Origin of the sequence: Polaribacter butkevichii (genome assembly GCF_038024105.1) — a bacterium.
In the GTDB taxonomy this organism is placed as follows: Bacteria; Bacteroidota; Bacteroidia; order Flavobacteriales; family Flavobacteriaceae; genus Polaribacter; species Polaribacter butkevichii.
The window spans coordinates 1582369-1602983 of the sequence record NZ_CP150661.1; the positions used below are offsets into that span (position 1 = coordinate 1582369).

At 32.6% G+C, this 20615-nt stretch carries 16 protein-coding genes and 5 tRNA genes; all 21 read right to left on the reverse strand.

Going from position 1 to position 20615, the window contains the following annotated elements; all coding sequences use genetic code 11:
- Window positions 1-2: 2 nt before the first annotated feature.
- On the reverse strand, window positions 3-2852 hold the full coding sequence (locus tag WG951_RS06610) for a TonB-dependent receptor (RefSeq protein WP_105050527.1): 2850 nt from the start codon (window positions 2850-2852) through the stop codon (window positions 3-5).
- A 198-nt stretch (window positions 2853-3050) separates the two neighbouring features.
- Entirely contained in the window at window positions 3051-3362 is a 312-nt protein-coding gene (locus tag WG951_RS06615) for a DUF3467 domain-containing protein (RefSeq protein ID WP_105050526.1), read from the reverse strand.
- A 153-nt stretch (window positions 3363-3515) separates the two neighbouring features.
- Window positions 3516-7790, reverse strand: coding sequence for a DNA-directed RNA polymerase subunit beta' (rpoC, locus tag WG951_RS06620; RefSeq protein WP_105050525.1), 4275 nt, complete (start codon window positions 7788-7790; stop codon window positions 3516-3518).
- A gap of 79 nt (window positions 7791-7869) precedes the next feature.
- On the reverse strand, window positions 7870-11679 hold the full coding sequence (gene rpoB / locus WG951_RS06625) for a DNA-directed RNA polymerase subunit beta (RefSeq protein ID WP_105050524.1): 3810 nt from the start codon (window positions 11677-11679) through the stop codon (window positions 7870-7872).
- 148 nt (window positions 11680-11827) lie between these two features.
- The gene (rplL, locus tag WG951_RS06630) at window positions 11828-12202 is read right to left on the reverse strand and encodes a 50S ribosomal protein L7/L12 (protein ID WP_105050523.1); all 375 of its coding nucleotides are present in this window, start codon (window positions 12200-12202) and stop codon (window positions 11828-11830) included.
- A gap of 50 nt (window positions 12203-12252) precedes the next feature.
- Entirely contained in the window at window positions 12253-12771 is a 519-nt protein-coding gene (rplJ, locus tag WG951_RS06635; RefSeq protein ID WP_105050522.1) for a 50S ribosomal protein L10, read from the reverse strand.
- Window positions 12772-12790: 19 nt separating this feature from the next.
- A complete protein-coding gene (rplA, locus tag WG951_RS06640; RefSeq protein ID WP_105050521.1) occupies window positions 12791-13480 on the reverse strand; it encodes a 50S ribosomal protein L1 in 690 nt (229 codons plus the stop codon).
- A 20-nt stretch (window positions 13481-13500) separates the two neighbouring features.
- The gene (gene rplK / locus WG951_RS06645) at window positions 13501-13938 is read right to left on the reverse strand and encodes a 50S ribosomal protein L11 (protein WP_105050520.1); all 438 of its coding nucleotides are present in this window, start codon (window positions 13936-13938) and stop codon (window positions 13501-13503) included.
- 76 nt (window positions 13939-14014) lie between these two features.
- Entirely contained in the window at window positions 14015-14566 is a 552-nt protein-coding gene (nusG, locus tag WG951_RS06650) for a transcription termination/antitermination protein NusG (RefSeq protein ID WP_105050519.1), read from the reverse strand.
- A gap of 2 nt (window positions 14567-14568) precedes the next feature.
- Window positions 14569-14766 (reverse strand): preprotein translocase subunit SecE, encoded by a 198-nt coding sequence (gene secE / locus WG951_RS06655; RefSeq protein ID WP_105050518.1) that lies wholly within the window; start codon window positions 14764-14766, stop codon window positions 14569-14571.
- 20 nt (window positions 14767-14786) lie between these two features.
- Window positions 14787-14858, reverse strand: a tRNA-Trp gene (locus tag WG951_RS06660).
- A 73-nt stretch (window positions 14859-14931) separates the two neighbouring features.
- Window positions 14932-16119, reverse strand: coding sequence for an elongation factor Tu (gene tuf, locus WG951_RS06665; RefSeq protein ID WP_105050517.1), 1188 nt, complete (start codon window positions 16117-16119; stop codon window positions 14932-14934).
- A gap of 59 nt (window positions 16120-16178) precedes the next feature.
- A tRNA-Thr gene (locus WG951_RS06670) sits at window positions 16179-16251 on the reverse strand.
- A 15-nt stretch (window positions 16252-16266) separates the two neighbouring features.
- A tRNA-Gly gene (locus WG951_RS06675) sits at window positions 16267-16339 on the reverse strand.
- A gap of 16 nt (window positions 16340-16355) precedes the next feature.
- Window positions 16356-16437, reverse strand: a tRNA-Tyr gene (locus WG951_RS06680).
- 57 nt (window positions 16438-16494) lie between these two features.
- Window positions 16495-16568: transfer RNA gene (locus WG951_RS06685), tRNA-Thr, on the reverse strand.
- A gap of 106 nt (window positions 16569-16674) precedes the next feature.
- Window positions 16675-16983: a ribosome hibernation-promoting factor, HPF/YfiA family gene (gene hpf, locus WG951_RS06690; protein ID WP_105050516.1), complete on the reverse strand. Its 309-nt coding sequence runs from the start codon at window positions 16981-16983 to the stop codon at window positions 16675-16677.
- 3 nt (window positions 16984-16986) lie between these two features.
- Entirely contained in the window at window positions 16987-17880 is an 894-nt protein-coding gene (locus tag WG951_RS06695) for a tyrosine-type recombinase/integrase (protein ID WP_105050515.1), read from the reverse strand.
- 148 nt (window positions 17881-18028) lie between these two features.
- On the reverse strand, window positions 18029-18226 hold the full coding sequence (gene rpsU, locus WG951_RS06700) for a 30S ribosomal protein S21 (RefSeq protein ID WP_105050514.1): 198 nt from the start codon (window positions 18224-18226) through the stop codon (window positions 18029-18031).
- A 306-nt stretch (window positions 18227-18532) separates the two neighbouring features.
- Window positions 18533-19699 (reverse strand): acyl-CoA dehydrogenase family protein, encoded by a 1167-nt coding sequence (locus tag WG951_RS06705; protein WP_105050513.1) that lies wholly within the window; start codon window positions 19697-19699, stop codon window positions 18533-18535.
- Between the two features lie 25 nt (window positions 19700-19724).
- Complete coding sequence (locus WG951_RS06710; RefSeq protein WP_105050512.1) at window positions 19725-20612, reverse strand: ComEA family DNA-binding protein; 888 nt, start codon at window positions 20610-20612, stop codon at window positions 19725-19727.
- Window positions 20613-20615 lie beyond the last annotated feature (3 nt).

Consider the following 20615-nt stretch of genomic DNA (forward strand, 5'->3'; position numbering starts at 1 on the left):
CTTTATTTTTTAAAAACATCATACTTTAAACCAAAAGTAATTCTTCTACCATAGTATTCCATTTGCATAGTTCTGTCACTAACTCCTTGGTAATAACGCAAAGGTTGGTTGGTAAGGTTATTTACACCGGCATAAATGCTTAAATTTTTATTAATCGTATAGCCTGCGCTAAAATCTAAGAAAAACTGTTTGTCGTAATAACGATCTTCAAAGGCATTCCCTCCTATTTCATCTATATAAGCATCAGAAAAATTAGCAGAAAGTCTTAAACTTAACTTATTATCTGCATACCCTAAAGATCCATTTAACATATTAGGTGTTGTATTTGGTAAATCTAAATCATCTCTTTCCTCTCCATCTTCATTACGTATTCCGTTGGCATCCGAAGTTAAATAAGTGTAATTAGCGTAAATACTAAGGTTTTTTAAGAAACCAGGTAAGAAATCTAATTTTCTTTGAATTGCCAACTCTACACCAAAAATAGAAGCATTGTCTCCGTTTAAAGGTTGATAAACTTCAAAACCTGCTGTATCTGCACCAAAATCATTCGTTGTGGTTTCTGATTGAAAAGTGTAAATAAAATCTTTGATATTTTTGTAAAACAACCCTCCTGATAAAATACCAACATTATCAAAATAAGTTTCTGCCATTACATCAAAATTCATAGAGGTTGTTGGTTTTAAATCAGGATTTCCTAAAAACACTTCTTCATCACCAGTAACTACATCTAAAGTAGGTGTAATATCTACGTAATTTGGTCTTGCCAATGTATTTGTCCAAGCAAATCTAACTACTGTTTTATCTGAAACATCATATTTAAAATGTACCCCAGGCATAATATTAGTATAAGAACTCTCTTTTGTTAATGTGCCATCTAAAGTATCTTCATCTAAAATATTATTTCCTGTAGCCGTTAATTTTGTATGCTCTAATCGAACACCTGCTAAAACGCTTAATTTATCCGATAACTTTTGATTTGTCATTACATAAGAAGCTAATACGTTTTCTTTTACATTGTAATTTTTACGTAAAAACTCATCTTCTACCGTATCTCCACTAGTTAAATCTAAAGAACCTAACCATTTTTCGTCTGCAAACAAACCTGCTTGATATTGACTCCCTGCTAAGTAATCTGCATCAGAATAGTTTTTAGTAGGTATAGCCGCTAAAGTTGGGTAACTACTTTCTAAATCATATTCAAAGAAATCATTATCTCTTAATTTCGTTTTAAAACGACCTCTAAATCCAAACTTTATAAAACCATCTCCATTTCCAAAAAAATCTGAAGGAAGCTCGAAATTAATAAACGTATTAAAATCTTTTTCTTCTGTATATTGATTTTCCTCTGTTATTTCTCCATACTCAAAATTAGAAAGGTCATTAAAATCTGATGTATTTACGGCTGTAAATAATGGAAATCTAATATCAGAAATATCATTATTGATGTTATACTCTGACTCGAACTCTGCATAACGCTCATGCAATCTTTCTTCGGATGCTTTTGCAAAAGAAGACATCCAATCTATTTTTAATGATCCAGCTAAGTGATGACCACCAAGCGTATAATTTTGCATTTTTTGATCTTCTAAACGTCTATTTTTATTTCTGTTGTTATCAATACCTCCTTTAGATTGTCTTTTAACTTCTACAGGAAACATGGTTGGTGTATTGTCTGTAATTGTAAAATCTCCAATAAAAATATCTTCCGCATCTAAAATTTCATGTTCTAGTCTAAAACGATTTTCTCTATCATCTCTCCAATTATACATCGATTTAAAATACAGATTATTATTATCATTCACTTTAAAATCAAAATTTGCAGAAAAACTTCTACGAACTCTTTGCACTAAATAAGTTCTTTCTTCAAATACATTTGTATACGGGTTTACATCCATTTCAACTTCATTTCCTAACAGATCGGTATAGGCAAATTCATCCGTCCACTCTGCCTCTACATCATCAGAACCAAAATCATTATCATTGATGGTTGCAGAAATCATCCAACCAAATTTTCCGTTTTTAGAACGATCACCAACCAAAAAAGAACCATTTAAAATTCTTTTGTTGGTAATTGTGTTTACACCAGAACCTGCTGTTGCCGATAATCGAAATGCTCGTGGTGCTGTTTTTGTAATTAAGTTAACAGAGCCTCCTAAGGCATCTGCATCCATATCTGGAGTTACTGCCTTGTTAACTTGTATCGATTGTATCATATCCGAAGGAATTAAATCCATTTGAACATTTCTATTATCGCCTTCGGCGGATGGAATTCTACTTCCATTAAGTGTAACCGAATTTAATTGAGGAGAAAGTCCTCTAATAATAATATTTCTTGCCTCACCTTGGTCTACTTGCATTGTAATACCAGGTATTCTTTTTACAGCATCTCCAATATTAGCATCAGGAAATTTACCAATTTGATCTGTAGAAACCACATTGGTAATATTTAAATTATTTTTTTGGGTGTTTAGCGCCTTAGACTGGCTGCCTAATCTGTAACTTCTTATTTGAACAACATCTAAAGCTATACTTTCTGAAATTAACTCTAAATGAAGGTTGGTGGTTTCATTTTCTTTTACCACAACTTCCTCTTTAATATCCTTATAACCTAAATAAGTAATTTTTAGAGTATATTTTCCAGAAGGAATTGCAACAATAGTAAATTTTCCATCAAAATTAGAGATATCTCCTTTTCTTAAAGACTCTAAAACAATATTTGCTCCAGGTACATAAAATCCATCTTTATCGGTTATTACACCTTGTATCTTACCCGTTTGGGCAATTGTTTTAAATGCGCTTAACGATAAAAATATCGTTAAAATAAATAACTTTAAATAACTGTATTGTTTCATTTTAATAATAGTTTATAATGAAACAAAAGTATTTATAGCGGCGTTTTAAAATGATTAACTAAATGAAAACAAAAAGATAATTCTTTAACCAAAAAATACATTTTTAACGTTGAAGTAATTATAATTTTACGTTTTTATAGCCTTTTAAATTTTGTATAAATAAAAAAAGACTGCCTATTTAGCAGTCTTTATATTTTTTTAAGCTTGACCAGTAGGTCCAAAATTCATAGGAATTGGAGGCTGTTCATAGTCTTTGATTTCTCCATGAGCTTGTTCAAATTTACGAACATTATCTGCTAAAGCTTGTGTTAACCTTTTAGCATGCTGAGGCGTTAAAATTATTCTAGATTTTACTTTAGCTTTTGGTACACCAGGCATAATATTAATAAAATCTACAATGAATTCTGACATTGAATGATTAATAATTGCAAGATTAGAGTAGGTTCCTTCCGCAATTTCTTGATCTAATTCTATATTTATTTGTCCGTCTTTGTTTTGATCTTCTTCCATATTAATAAATTTGTCAGGTCGAGCGCAGTCGACACCTAAATTATAAACCTCTCGACTGCGCTCGAGAAGAAATAAAAAAAGTTGAATTGAATAGTGTAATAAGTTACAGTAAACAATTCAACTTTTAAAAAATTTTAACGTTTAAACGTTTATTTAGAAACTTTTTTCCATTTCGTCTTTAGGACCAACTAGAATTTTTTCATAAGATCTCATACCTGTACCTGCTGGAATTCTCTTACCAACAATTACATTTTCTTTTAATCCTTCTAAAGTATCTATTTTACCACTTACAGCAGCTTCGTTTAATACTTTTGTAGTTTCCTGGAAGGAAGCTGCAGAAATAAACGATTTTGTTTGTAGTGATGCTCTTGTAATACCTTGTAAAACTTGCTCTGCCGTTGCTGGTTTAGCATCTCTTGCTTCTACTAAGTTCTGATCATTTCTTCTTAATAAAGAATTTTCATCTCTTAATTGACGTGCAGAAATAATTTGACCTGGTTTTAAATTTTCAGAGTCTCCAGCATCTTCAACAACTTTCATTCCGTAGATTGCATCGTTATCTTTGATAAAGTCAATTTTATGAATTAATTGATTCTCTAAGAATAAAGTATCTCCAGAATCTATAATTTTAACTTTACGCATCATTTGACGAACAACAACTTCAAAATGTTTGTCGTTAATTTTTACACCTTGTAAACGATATACTTCTTGTATTTCATTTACCAAGTATTCTTGTACTGCAGATGGTCCTTGAATTCTTAAAATATCTGAAGGAGTTGTAGCTCCGTCTGATAATGGCATACCTGCTTTAATAAAGTCATTTTCTTGAACTAAGATTTGGTTAGAAAGTTTAACTAAATACTTACTAATTTCACCTGTTTTAGATTCAACAATAATTTCTCTATTTCCACGCTTAATTTTACCGAAAGAAACCACACCATCAATCTCAGAAACCACAGATGGGTTAGAAGGATTACGTGCTTCGAACAATTCTGTTACACGTGGTAAACCTCCTGTAATATCCCCTGCTTTACCAGATTTTCTAGGAATTTTCACTAATGTATGACCTGCTTCTACTTTATCTCCATCAGTAACCATTAAGTGTGCACCTAAAGGTAAACTGTAAGAACGTAAAGCATTACCGTCTTCATCTTCTATAATTAAAGATGCAATTAGTTTCTTGTTCTTAGAATCGATCATTACAATCTCTTGGAAACCTGTTTGCTCATCAACTTCTACAGAGTAGTTAATACCTTGTTGTAAGTTATCAAACTTCACTTTTCCTGCAAATTCAGAAACAATTACACCATTAAATGGATCCCATTGAACAATTACTTCACCTTTTTTAATTGATTTACGCTCTTTATCAAAAATGATAGAACCGTAAGGTAAAATGTTTGTACTCTGAGTAATTCCTGTTTTCTTATCTATAATTTTAATCTCTGCAGTTCTAGATATTACAATATCAATTTCTTTACCGTCATTGTCTTTTCCAACAACTGTACGTAAATCATCGATAACAACTTTACCATCAAACTTAGCGATTAATTTATTCTCTTCAGAAATATTACCTGCAACCCCACCAACGTGGAATGTACGTAATGTTAACTGTGTACCTGGTTCACCAATAGATTGTGCTGCAATAACACCAACTGCTTCACCAATTTGTACTTTACCAAGAGTAGATAAACTTTGTCCATAACATTTAGCACAGATACCTCTAGTAGACTCACAAGTTAATGGAGATCTAACTTCTAATTTATCAATTCCTGATTTTTCTACAGCCTCTGCTAATTTAGAAGTAATTGCTTGATTTGCTCCTAAAATAAGTTCATCTGTTAATGGATGATACACATCTTGTAAAGAAACACGTCCTTCAATTCTATCTGATAAAGATTCTACAATCTCATCATTTTTCTTTAATGCAGCAACTTCTAATCCTCTTAAAGTACCACAATCTTCTTCATTAACAATAACGTCTTGAGAAACATCTACCAATCTACGAGTTAAGTAACCAGCATCTGCCGTTTTTAAGGCGGTATCTGCAAGTCCTTTACGCGCACCGTGCGTAGAAATAAAGTATTCTAAAATCGATAAACCTTCCTTAAAGTTAGATAGAATCGGGTTTTCAATAATTTCTCCACCACCTGCTGTAGACTTTTTAGGTTTTGCCATCAATCCACGCATACCTGTTAACTGACGAATTTGTTCTTTAGAACCCCTTGCACCAGAATCAAGCATCATGTATACCGAGTTGAAACCTTGTTGATCTTCACGTAAGTTTTTCATCGATAATTCAGTTAATCTATTGTTGGTAGAACCCCAAACATCAATTACCTGATTGTAACGCTCTTTTTGCGTTAACATACCCATGTTATAGTTACCTATAATGATGTCTACCTCTTTATTGGCTTCATCAATCATAGATTGTTTTTCTTTAGGAATAATGATATCCCCTAATGAGAAAGATAAACCACCTTGAAAGGCAAATTTATATCCCATATTTTTTATTGCATCTAAGAATTCTCCTGTTGTAGGAATATTTGTAGCTTTTAAAATACCACCAATAATTCCACGTAAGTTTTTCTTAGTTAATACCTCATTAATATATCCTGCCGCAGGAGGAACAACTTCATTAAATAAAACTCTACCTACAGTAGTTTTTATAATTTTTCTTACTTGTTCTCCGTTTTCATCAACATCATAAGTTCTAACTTTAATTCCAGCATTTAAGTCTACCATTTCTTCGTTAAAAGCAATAGTTACTTCTTCTGGCGAATAGAAAGTTAAACCTTCACCTTTAATAGGAACTTCTGGTGTAGAAATTCTTTCTTTGGTCATATAGTATAAACCAAGTACCATATCCTGAGAAGGTACAGTAACTGGAGCACCATTTGCAGGATTTAAAATATTATGAGAAGCCAACATTAATAATTGTGCTTCTAAAATAGCCTCTGGTCCTAATGGTAAGTGAACCGCCATTTGATCCCCATCAAAATCGGCATTAAATGCAGAACATGCTAATGGATGTAAACGGATTGCTTTACCTTCAATTAATTTAGGTTGAAAAGCTTGTATACCAAGTCTGTGTAAAGTAGGAGCCCTGTTTAATAAAACTGGATGACCTTTAATTACATTTTCTAAAATATCCCAAACTACTGGTTCTTTTCTATCTATTATTTTCTTTGCAGATTTAACTGTTTTTACAATTCCTCTTTCAATTAGTTTTCTAATTACAAAAGGTTTGTAAAGTTCAGCTGCCATATCTTTTGGCAATCCACATTCAGACAATTTCATTTCTGGTCCAACAACAATTACAGAACGTGCAGAATAATCAACACGTTTTCCTAATAAATTCTGACGGAAACGTCCTTGTTTACCTTTTAATGAATCTGATAACGATTTTAAAGGTCTGTTAGATTCTGTTTTTACTGCAGATGATTTACGAGTGTTGTCAAATAATGAATCTACAGATTCTTGCAACATACGTTTTTCATTACGTAAAATAACTTCAGGAGCTTTTATTTCTACCAATCTTTTTAAACGATTGTTTCTAATAATAACTCTTCTATATAAATCATTTAAATCTGAAGTAGCAAAACGACCTCCATCTAATGGCACTAATGGTCTTAATTCTGGTGGAATAACCGGAATTGCTTTCATGATCATCCATTCTGGATGATTTTCTCTATTTTTCTGAGAATCTCTAAATGCTTCAACTACATTTAAACGTTTTAAAGCTTCAGTTTTACGTTGTTTAGACGTTTCTGTATTTGCTTTATGTCTTAATTCAAAAGACAACCCATCTAAATCGATACGTGCTAATAAATCAATTAAACATTCAGCACCCATTTTAGCGATAAACTTGTTTGGGTCAGAATCATCTAAGTATTGGTTATCTTGTGGTAACTCATCAGCAATATCTAAATATTCTTCTTCCGTTAAGAAATCCATTTTTTGTAATGGTTCTCCTTCCACATTTTTTGCAATACCTGGTTGAATTACTACGTAACGTTCGTAGTAAATAATCATATCTAACTTTTTAGATGGCAGACCTAAAAGGTATCCCATTTTGTTAGGCAATGATCTAAAGTACCAAATATGAGCCACAGGAACTACCAAATTGATATGTCCTACTCTATCTCTACGTACTTTCTTTTCTGTTACTTCTACACCACATCTATCACAAACGATACCCTTGTAGCGAATTCTTTTGTACTTTCCACAAGCACATTCATAATCCTTTACAGGACCAAAAATACGCTCACAAAATAAACCATCTCTTTCTGGCTTGTGTGTACGGTAATTTATAGTTTCTGGTTTTAAAACTTCACCCTTAGAAATTTCTAAAATAGCTTCTGGTGATGATAAACCAATTGAGATTTTGTTAAACTTTTTTACAGTGTATTTCTCTTGTTTTCTTGCCATGTCTTTTAATAAGTATTCAGTTGGCAGTATTCAATAATCAGTAACTAAATTGTTACTGATTATTGGTTACTGAAAAAATTTATTCTTCTAATCTAACGTCTAAACCTAAACCTTTAAGTTCATGCATTAATACGTTAAATGATTCTGGTAAACCTGGTTCTGGCATAGTTTCACCTTTTACAATACTTTCGTATGTTTTAGCTCTACCCATCACATCATCCGATTTTACAGTTAAGATTTCTCTTAAGATACTTGAAGCACCATAAGCCTCAAGTGCCCAAACTTCCATCTCACCAAAACGTTGTCCTCCAAATTGTGCTTTACCACCTAATGGTTGTTGCGTAATTAAAGAGTATGGTCCAATAGAACGAGCGTGCATCTTATCATCAATCATGTGACCTAACTTGATCATATAAATGATACCAACTGTTGCTGGTTGATCAAAACGTTTTCCTGTTCCACCATCGTATAAGTAAGTATGACCAAATCTTGGTACACCTGCTGTATCTGTAATTTCGTTGATCTGTTCTAAAGATGCTCCATCAAAAATTGGTGTTGCATATTTAGTTCCTAATTTTTGACCTGCCCAACCAAGAACAGTTTCATAAATCTGACCAATATTCATACGAGAAGGTACCCCTAATGGGTTTAATACGATATCTACTGGAGTTCCGTCTTCTAAGAAAGGCATATCTTCTGCTCTAACAATACGAGCAACAATACCTTTATTACCATGACGTCCTGCCATTTTATCACCAACTTTTAATTTACGTTTCTTAGCAATGTAAACTTTGGCAAGTTTTAAAATACCTGCTGGTAATTCATCTCCTACAGAGATTGTAAATTTTTGACGACGTAAAGAACCTTGTAAATCATTTACTTTAATTTTGTAATTGTGAACTAATTCACCTACTAAATTATTCAATTCTTTATCCGTTGTCCAAGAACCTGTTAAATGCACATAATCATCAACAGAATTTAACATTTTAAGTGTATATTTTTTACCTTTTGGTAAAACTTCTTCACCTAAATCATTATAAACTCCTTGCGAAGTTTTTCCGCTAATAAGCATAAACAATTTGTCTATTAAAACATCTTTTAAACTTTCGAATTTCGATACAAAAGATGCCTCTAACTTAGATACAGCTTCTTTATCTCTTAATCGTTTGTTTTTATCTTTAACAGCTCTTCTAAATAATTTTTTATCAATTACTACACCTCTTAATGATGGAGAAGCTTTTAATGATGCATCTTTTACATCACCTGCTTTATCACCAAAAATAGCACGTAATAATTTTTCTTCTGGCGTTGGATCAGATTCTCCTTTTGGTGTAATTTTACCAATTAAGATATCACCTGGATTCACTTCTGCTCCAATTCTAATCATTCCGTTTTCATCTAAATCTTTTGTAGCTTCTTCAGAAACGTTAGGAATATCATTAGTTAACTCTTCAGTTCCTAATTTTGTATCTCTTACGTCTAAAGAATACTCATCAATATGTATAGATGTAAATATATCTTCACGAACAACTTTTTCTGAAATTACAATTGCATCCTCAAAATTATACCCTTTCCAAGGCATAAAGGCTACTTTCATATTTCTTCCTAAAGCTAATTCTCCTTTTTGTGTAGCATAACCTTCACAAAGAACTTGTCCTTCTTCTACTCTATCACCTTTTTCTACAATAGGTTTTAGATTGATGTTTGTTCCTTGATTGGTTTTTCTAAATTTAATTAAGTTATAAGATACTTCATCAGATTCAAAACTTACTAGTTTTTCTTCTTCAGATCTATCATACTTAATTGTAATTTTATTAGCATCTACATAAGTTACCTCTCCGGCTCCTTCTGCATTGATTAAGATACGAGAATCTTTTGCAACTCTACGCTCTAAACCTGTACCTACAATTGGAGATTCTGGTCTTAATAATGGTACTGCTTGACGCATCATGTTAGATCCCATCAAGGCTCTATTGGCATCATCATGTTCCAAGAAAGGAATTAAAGATGCTGAAATTGAAGCAATTTGATTAGGAGCAACATCCATATAATCAATAGCATCTGGCCCAACAACTGGGAAATCACCACCTTCACGAGCAATCACTCTTTCAGCGATAAAACTTCCATCCTCATTTAATTCTAAGTTAGATTGAGCAAATTTCATTCCCTCTTCTTCCTCAGCACTTAAATAGGTAGGTTCTACTGTTTCTACAACACCATCATTAACTTTTCTATATGGAGTTTCAATAAACCCTAAGTTGTTCACTTTTGCAAAAACAGAAAGTGAAGAAATTAAACCAATATTTGGTCCCTCTGGAGTTTCAATTGGACATAAACGACCATAGTGAGTATAATGAACATCACGTACCTCAAAACCTGCTCTTTCTCTTGATAAACCACCTGGTCCAAGTGCAGATAATCTACGCTTATGAGTAATCTCTGCTAATGGATTTGTTTGATCCATAAACTGAGATAACTGGTTGGTACCAAAGAATGAGTTAATTACAGATGATAATGTTTTAGCATTAATCAAATCGATAGGTGTAAACACCTCGTTGTCACGTACATTCATACGTTCACGAATGGTTCTAGCCATACGAGCTAAACCAACACCAAACTGACCTGCTAATTGCTCACCAACAGTTCTTACACGTCTGTTAGATAAGTGATCAATATCATCTACCTCTGCTTTAGAGTTGATTAACTCAATTAAATATTTAATAATAGTTATAATATCTAATTTTGTTAATACCTTTTGATCAATAGGTTCATTTAACTGAAGTTTAGTGTTCATTCTAAAACGACCAACTTCCCCTAAATTATATCTTTGTTCAGAAAAGAATAACTTATCTATAATACCTCTTGCAGTCTCTTCATCTGGCGGTTCTGCATTACGTAATTGTCTATAAATATGTTCTACTGCTTCTTTTTCTGAATTGGTAGGATCTTTTTGTAGTGTATTATGAATAATAGCATAATCTGCCATATCGTTATCTTCTTTATGAAGTAAAACGGTTTTAGCACCTGCATCAATTATTTCATCAATATGTTCTTTATCTAAAATAGTATCACGATCAAAAACTATTTCATTTCTTTCGATTGATACAACTTCACCAGTATCTTCATCCACAAAATCTTCATGCCAAGTTTTTAAAACTCTAGCGGCTAATTTGCGACCTAATACTTTTTTTAATCCAGCTTTAGATACCTTTACTTCTTCAGCAAGGTCAAAAATCTCTAAAATATCTTTATCTCTTTCAAAACCAATAGCTCTGAATAATGTTGTAACTGGTAATTTTTTCTTTCTATCAATATAAGCATACATTACTTGATTGATATCGGTAGCAAATTCTATCCAAGAACCTTTAAAAGGAATTACCCTAGCAGAATATAATTTTGTACCGTTTGCATGGAAAGACTGTCCAAAGAATACACCTGGTGATCTGTGTAACTGAGAAACCACAACACGCTCTGCACCATTGATTACAAAGGTACCTGAGTTTGTCATGTAAGGAATTGTACCAAGATAAACATCTTGTACAATTGTTTCGAAATCTTCATGTTCTGGGTCTGTACAGTACAATTTAAGACGTGCTTTTAACGGCACACTGTGTGTAAGACCTCTTTCAATACATTCTTGTATTGAATATCTTGGCGGATCTACAAAGTAGTCTAAAAATTCTAATACAAATTGATTTCTTGTATCTGTAATTGGAAAGTTATCCATGAAGGTTTTGTACAAACCTTCTTCACCTCTTTCTTCTGCCTTTGTTTGAAGTTGGAAAAAATCTTGAAAAGATTTTACCTGAATATCCAAAAAGTCTGGATATTCCTTAATCATTTGAGAAGTAGCGAAGTTGATTCTTTCAGTAGTGTTTTTCGTTGCCAAAAGAGAGTATTTTTTTGATTAAAAATCTAAATTAAAATAAAAAACGAATATATACACAAAATGGTTTAGGTCTAAAAACGTTAGTTCTTAGTACCTAAACCTAAATTTGTTTTCCCGTTACGTTCTTCACGTACTCGGGATATGTAGCTTACTTAAGCTCTACCTCAGCTCCAGCTTCTTCTAAAGATTTTTTAAGACCTTCAGCCTCATCTTTAGAGATACCTTCTTTTACTGCTGCAGGAGCACTATCTACAATACCTTTAGCTTCTTTTAAACCTAATCCAGTTAATTCTTTAACTAATTTTACAACTGCTAATTTAGAACTTCCTGCTGCTGTTAAGATAACGTCAAATTCTGTTTTCTCATCTGCTGCATCATCTCCTCCTGCTGCTGGTCCTGCTACTGCTACTGCAGCTGCTGCTGGCTCAATACCATACTCATCTTTTAAAATAGTAGCTAATTCATTAACTTCTTTTACTGTTAAGTTAACTAATTGCTCTGCGAAATCTTTTAATTCTGCCATTTTAATTGTTTTTAAAATTTTGTTTTATTATAGTTTATTTGTGCGCGATATTATTTTTCAGATAATGTTTTGATAATACCTGAAAGTGTTTGTCCACCTGATTGTAATGCTGAAATAACATTTTTAGCAGGAGACTGTAATAATCCAATGATTTCTCCAATAAGTTCTTCTCTAGATTTAATATCTACTAAAGCATCTAATTGATCATCACCAATGTAAACAGATTCTTCTGCAAAAGCACCTTTTAAAATAGGTCTATCTTTAGTTTTCTTTCTGAATTCTTTGATTAATTTAGCTGGAGCATTTGCTGCTTCAGAAATCATCATTGATGTATTACCTTTTAATACTGATGGTAAGTCTCCAAATTCTTTATCTGAAGCTTCCATTGCTTTTGCAAGTAATGTATTTTTAACAACTGATAACTGAACACCTGCTTTAAAACATGCTCTACGTAAGTTAGAGGTAGTTTGTGCATCTAATCCAGAAATATCTGCTAAATATAACGTATTTGTATCTGCTAATACTGCTGTTAAATCTTGTATTACTTGTGATTTCTCTTCTCTAGTCATAATTATAAGTTTTAACGTATTAAACAGCTTTTACATCAACAGCAATACTAGGACTCATAGTACTAGACATAAAAACGCTTTTTACATACGTTCCTTTTGCAGTTGTTGGTTTCAATTTAATGATAGTTTGTATTAACTCGTTTGCATTTTCTTCAATTTTCTTAGCATCAAAAGATACTTTTCCAATTGCTGCATGAACGATACCCGTTTTATCAACTTTAAAATCGATTTTACCAGCTTTTACATCTGTAACAGCTTTTGCAACGTCCATTGTTACTGTACCTGTTTTTGGGTTTGGCATTAAACCTCTAGGACCTAAAATCCTTCCTAAAGGACCTAATTTACCCATTACACTAGGCATTGTAATAATTACATCTACATCTGTCCATCCTCCTTTAATCTTTTGAAGGTACTCATCTAACCCAACATAATCTGCACCTGCTGCTGTAGCTTCTGCTTCTTTATCTGGTGTTACTAATGCTAAAACTTTTACATCTTTTCCTGTTCCGTGAGGTAATGTTACAACTCCACGAACCATTTGATTTGCTTTACGAGGATCTACTCCTAAACGTATAGCTAGATCTACTGATGCATCAAACTTTACATTAGTAATGTCTTTGACTAGCGCTGAAGCTGCTGCTAAATCATAAGATTTAGAGCTGTCTACCTTTGCGTAAGCTTCTTTTTGCTTTTTTGTTAATTTTGCCATTTTACTACTTTTTATAAAGTTTATGCTGGTGCATCTCCTTTTACTGTTAATCCCATAGAACGTGCTGTACCTGCAATCATACGCATTGCTGAAGAAATTTCAAAGGCATTTAAATCTACCATTTTGTCTTCTGCGATCGTTTTAATTTGATCCCAAGTAACTGATGCTACTTTCTTTCTGTTTGGTTCTCCTGAACCTTTTTTAATTTTGGCCGCTTCTAGTAACTGAACTGCTGCAGGAGGAGTTTTTACAAGAAAATCAAATGATTTATCTTTGAAAACAGTAATAACAACAGGTAAAACTTTACCTTGTTTGTCTTGCGTTCTTGCATTAAACTGTTTACAGAACTCCATAATGTTAACACCAGCAGCTCCTAAAGCAGGTCCAACCGGCGGCGATGGATTCGCTGCGCCTCCCTTTACTTGTAACTTAACTACTTTACTAACTTCTTTTGCCATTTTAAAAATGTTTAATGATTTATTTTAAGTTGGAAGCCAAAAAATAAATCGATATCAATATATATTTGTGTAACAATTATATCTTTTCTACTTGCATATAACTTAATTCTAATGGTGTTTTTCTTCCGAATATTTTTACCATTACTTCAAGTTTACGCTTTTCTTCGTTTACTTTCTCTATAGTTCCATCAAATCCATTAAAAGGACCATCTACAACTTTTACGGTTTCACCTACATTAAAAGGAATTGCAATGTTTTCATCTTGTACAGATAATTCATCAACTTTACCTAACATTCTGTTAACTTCTGCTTTACGCATAGGAACAGGTTCACCACCTTTTACTTCTCCTAAAAACCCAATAACACCAGTGATTCCTTTTATTACGTGAGGTACTTCTCCAGAAAGGTTTGCCTCAACCATAATATAACCAGGAAAGTATACTCTTTCTCTATTTACTTTTTTTCCATTTCTAATCTGAATAACTTTTTCAGTTGGCACGATTACTTGACTAACATAATCAGATAATCCTACTCTAGAAATTTCAGTTTCAATATAAGCTTTTACTTTATTTTCTTGTCCTCCAATGGCTCTAACAACATACCACTTCATTACTGAATCAGCTGCCATAATTAGTTAGATTTAAACATTCCAAAAAAGTTATCTAATCCTGTCTGAAAAACATAATCTATACCAGCGACTGCTAATGCGAATACAATTGTAAAAACAGCGACAGTTACCGTTGTTTTTTGAGCATCCTCTTTAGAGATCCAAGTCATGTGGTTACTTAATTCGTCAAAAGAATCTTTGATATATTGTATAAAGTTCATTTTACTTTTATGTTTTATTGCACGGGCGGAGAGATTCGAACTCCCGACAGCTGGTTTTGGAGACCAGTGCTCTACCGCTGAACTACGCCCGTATTTTATTCATTATTAAAGGCGTTCCGTTAGAAACGGAACACCCTTAGAATTTATTTATCAAACTAATAAATCTTAGTCTAATAATTCAGTTACCTGACCAGCTCCAACTGTTCTACCTCCTTCACGGATAGCGAAACGTAAACCAACATTTAATGCGATTGGCTGAATTAAGTCAACTGTAATTGTTAAGTTATCTCCTGGCATTACCATTTCAACACCTTCTGGTAAATTAATAGTACCTGTTACATCTGTAGTTCTAACATAGAACTGAGGACGATAGTTGTTATGGAATGGAGTGTGACGACCACCTTCTTCTTTCTTAAGAACATAAACCTCAGCTTTAAACTTAGCATGTGGAGTTACAGAACCTGGTTTACAGATTACCATTCCTCTTTTTATGTCTTCTTTTGCAATACCTCTTAATAAGATACCTGCATTATCTCCTGCCTCACCTCTATCTAAGATTTGACGGAACATTTCAATACCAGTAATAGTAGAAGTCATTTTCTCAGCTCCCATACCAATAATATCTACTACGTCTCCTGTATTAGCAATACCAGTCTCAATACGACCAGTTGCAACAGTACCACGTCCAGTAATAGAGAATACATCCTCAACTGGCATTAAGAAATCTTTATCAACTTCTCTTAAAGGCTCTTCAATCCAAGCATCAACCGCTTCCATTAATTCTAAAACAGTATCAACCCATTTTTGCTCACCATTAAGTGCACCTAATGCAGAACCAGCAATTACAGGTCCATTATCACCATCATACTCATAGAAAGAAAGTAATTCTCTTACTTCCATATCTACTAATTCGATTAATTCTTCATCATCAACCATATCCACTTTATTCATGAATACAACGATACGAGGAATACCAACCTGACGACCTAATAAGATATGCTCTCTAGTTTGAGGCATTGGTCCATCTGTAGCAGCAACAACTAAAATTGCACCGTCCATTTGAGCAGCACCCGTTACCATATTCTTCACATAATCCGCGTGACCTGGACAGTCAACGTGAGCATAGTGACGATTAGCTGTTTGGTACTCTACATGTGAAGTATTAATTGTAATACCTCTTTCTTTTTCTTCTGGTGCGTTATCGATCTGATCGAAAGATCTAGCTTCAGAGAATCCTGCATCAGCTAATACTTTAGTAATAGCCGCAGTTAATGTAGTCTTACCGTGATCTACGTGTCCGATAGTACCAATGTTTAAGTGTGGTTTCGAACGGTCAAAATTTGCTTTTGCCATGATTCTTAATTTTAATTCTTTAGTTTAAATATATTTAGTGTGTAATACTTTTTAAATTGAGCCAGCGATGGGACTTGAACCCACGACCTCATCCCTACCAAGGATGCGCTCTACCAACTGAGCTACACCGGCTTGCTGGTAATTTTGAGCGAAAGACCGGGTTCGAACCGGCGACATTCAGCTTGGAAGGCTGACGCTCTACCAACTGAGCTACTTTCGCAATAATATGTAAATTGTGGGGAGAGCAGGATTCGAACCTGCGAAGACGTAGTCAACGGAGTTACAGTCCGTCCTCGTTGGCCGCTTGAGTATCTCCCCTTTAATTTACTATTTCAATGAACTTTAAAATTACCCGCGTAATTTTTGTTTTTCTTGAGCCGATGGAGGGACTCGAACCCACGACCTGCTGATTACAAATCAGCTGCTCTAGCCAGCTGAGCTACATCGGCTTTTGCTATAAAAAAGCAACCCGCTATTTCTAACGGATTGCAAATGTACAAAGTTTTTTTACTTTTCAAAACTTTTTTAAATCTTTTTTTACTTTTTTTTGAAATTTTATGAAGTTATAGAGTCTCTATGCTTTTCTTTAGATCTTTTTAACTGTCTTTTTAAGTTGTCTACAGCAGCATTAATGCCTTCTTCGAAGGTTTTTGCTTCTCTTTTTATAATCAACTCGCTTCCTGGAATATTTATTTTAACTTCGGTTATTTTATTTTCTTTATCACTAGTATTTATAACTTTTAGAAAAACTTCTGCGTCAACTATTTTATCATGAAATTTTGTTAATGTTAACACTTTTTCATCTACATATGCTATAAGTTCCTTATCTGCATTAAAATTTACTGATTGCGTGAATACTTTCATACATTACTGTTTTTTATGGCTCCTAGGGTGAGCCTGATTATATACTTTTTTTATAACATCAAGACTATTTTGCGTATAGACTTGAGTTGAAGCTAAAGAAGAATGCCCTAACAACTCCTTAACCGAATTTAAATCTGCCCCTTCATTTAACAAATGTGTTGCGAAAGAATGCCTTAATATGTGTGGGCTTTTTTTCTCTTTCGAAGAGACTTTACTAAAGTAAGTATTAATAATTCTGTAAACAAGAGTTTCATAAATTTTATTTCCTTTTTCGGTTATAAAAAACACTTCTAAACCTTTGTTATATTGCTTCTTTAATTCTTGATAGCTCTTTACCGTTTGAACTACAGAACTTAATAAAGGTACAAAACGTTCTTTATTTCTTTTTCCTAATACCTTTATTGTCTTATCTGACAAACTAACGTCTCTTTCTTTTATATTAATTAACTCTGTTCTTCTAATACCTGTTGAATAAAATAATTCTACAATTAATTTATTTCGTACAGATATAAACTCGCTATCTTCTTCTATTTCTATTTGATTTATTACAGCATTAATTTCTTTTGACGTAAAAGGTACTTGTACTTTTTTTTCTGTTTTTAAAGCTTTATGTTTAGAAAGTGGATTTCCTTCTATTTGTTTTGTTTTCTGTAAAAATTTATAAAAGGATTTTAAAGTGCTAACTTTTCTATTAATAGATCTGTTTGCTATTTTAGAATCTACCAAACTAACAATCCAACTTCTTATTTGTGGGTAATGAACTTCTACTAGATTATCTTGAGCATATTCTGTTTCTAAGAAATCTCTAAATGATGTTAAATCGTTTTTATACGCCGTAATTGTATGTACAGAATATTTTTTTTCTAAAGACAGGTATTCTAAAAATGACGCAATCAAATTATTAGTTGTTAGTTGTTAGTTGTTAGTTGTTAGTTGTTAGTTGTTAGTTGTTAGTTGTTAGTTGTTAGTAAAACTACAAAATATTAAACATAAAAAACCCGTATTGAAAATTCAATACGGGTTTTATTTCTAAAATAAGTTATTTCTAACCTACTTCTTCTTGTGTTCTTAATTTCTGAACGTAAGAAGCTTTAATTCTTTGAGCTCTGTTTGCTACAGAAGGTTTTGTGAAGTTCTTTCTTGCACGTAAGTTTTTCATCGTTTTTGTACGATCAAATTTTCTTTTGTAACGTTTTAAAGCTCTATCTATATTTTCTCCTTCTTTAATTGGTATAATTAACATAAGTTGGCACCTCCCTTCATAGTATCTTTATATTTTTGAATAGTATTTAAACTATTGGTTTTATTTTTTGGACTGCAAAGGTAATTACAAATTATGAATTGACAATTAGTTATTCGATTATATTTTAAATATGCTGTTTGCGTTAGGGATTGAAACGGCATCCTTTTTGTTTTTCTACAAAAAAATATAGTGTAAAGCCCGACCTTTTTAGGTAACGCTATAAAAAAATGTTCAGTGTTCAGTGTTAAAAACTAAAAAAATATTGGTTTAAACGCTTAATAACCTTGGTACTTTTAAACCTTAATACTAAGTAGCAGGTTTGTACTCTTTACCGTCGATAACCATTTTAGCGATAATTTCTTTTAAAATTTCTGAGGTTCCTCCACCTATTGGCCCTAATCTACTATCTCTAAGTAAACGTGCCATTGGGTACTCTTCCATATAACCATAACCGCCTAACATTTGTAGTGCATCGTAAATAACTTCGTCTGCCATTTTTGTAGATAGTAATTTGGCCATACTTGCTTCTTTTACCACGTACTGCCCATCGTCTAAGCGTTTTGTAATTGAATAGTTGTATTCTTTACACATATCTACTCTACTTGCAATCTCTGCTATTTTATGTCTTAATACCTGAAACTTATCTAGCGTTTTACCAAATGCTACACGTTCTTGCATATAATTTAAGGCATAGTCCATTGCAAATTCTGCTCTAGCATGTGCATTTACTGCCATTACCAATCTTTCTAACGCAAAATGTTGCATTATATACGGAAATCCTTTTCCTTCTTCTCCTAATAAATTAGTTGCCGGAATTTCTACATTATCAAAGGCTATTTCTGCCGTATCTGAGGCTTTCCATCCTAATTTTTTTAACATTGTTGATGAAATTCCTTTTAAATTTCTATCAACCACAAAAAGACTGATTCCTTTGTATTTTTCTGAAGGGTCTGTTTTTGCTGCAACTATTAAATAATCTGAAAGAACTCCGTTTGTTATAAATGTTTTTGAACCATTTAAAATATACTTATCCCCTTTTTTAATTGCTGTAGAACGTAAACCTGCAACATCTGATCCTCCAAAAGGCTCTGTAATACACAAACAGCCAATCATATCACCCTCTACACTTGGTGTTAAATATTTATTTTTGATAAAATCATCACCTTCTTTTGTTAAATGTGTCATTGCTAAATATGCATGTGCCCACATTGCTGCTGCAAAACCACCTGAATTAACTTTCTGTAATTCTTCTAAAAAGATAATTGTATAAAATAAATCTAAATTTAAACCACCATGTTCTTCTGGTGTGTTTAAACCGAAATAGCCCATTTCTCCGAATTTTTTCCAGATAAAACGTTCTATACTACCTTCTTTTTCCCATTTATCGACATGAGGAACTACTTCTTTTTTCAAAAACTCTTTAAAACTTGCACGAAACGCTTCGTGCTCTTCAGTAAAATACATACTGTTCATAAGCCAATAAATGTGTTTGTTGTTGTTATTCAGCCATCAAATATAACACTATTCTATCATACTTTTCTAAAGGAAAATCTTTGATATTTTTTAATTCTGAAATATCTTGAAGTTCAGCGACTTCATCTCTGTATTCAAAAATCTTTTTACAAAGCTGATAATCTATATATGGATTCTTTAATAACACTTTGAAGGTGACTGTGTTTACATTTATTTTTTTTATGACTGGCTTATCAATTATTTTAAACGTTGATAACACTTTTTCCGCCACTTCTTTTTCTAACCCCCAAACTTCATATAATTGCGCATTTAAAGAAAAACCTTGTAATTTGTTGCGGTACTTTATAATACGTTCTGAAAAAGCTGCACCAATACCACTAATGGTTTTAAAATCTTCTGCTGTGGCTTTATTGATATCTGTAGTTGAAACTTCCTTTACCTCCTTTTTGTAATAAGCTTGCTTTGTTCTTTGCAATGACAAATTTGAGTTTTGTTTTACAACCCAATCTGGAAATTTAAAATAAGGAGATATTTTATTTAATAAGGAATCTGAAACTTTGGTTATTTTTTGAAACTCTTGGTTAGAATTGACAAATTGATTTGTTTTTCTAAATCTAAGCAACCTATCTATTTCATCGATAGACATGCCCAATTGCTCTCCTTTATAATCGGTAATATAATTAGGATTAAAAGGATAAATTTTTGGTTTTCTGTTTTCTATTTCAACAGCCCTAAGACTATCTATTTGTTGATGAAACGACAAAACTTGAGAAGAATTTAAATCTATTTTGTCTTTTACTGAGAAATCTCCAAAAAAAATTATTAACTGTAAAACAATAATACATATTGCTAAAAAGAAAACCCCATTTCTTTGGCTTTTGTTGTACCAGAAATGGGATTTAAATATTTTCATAAA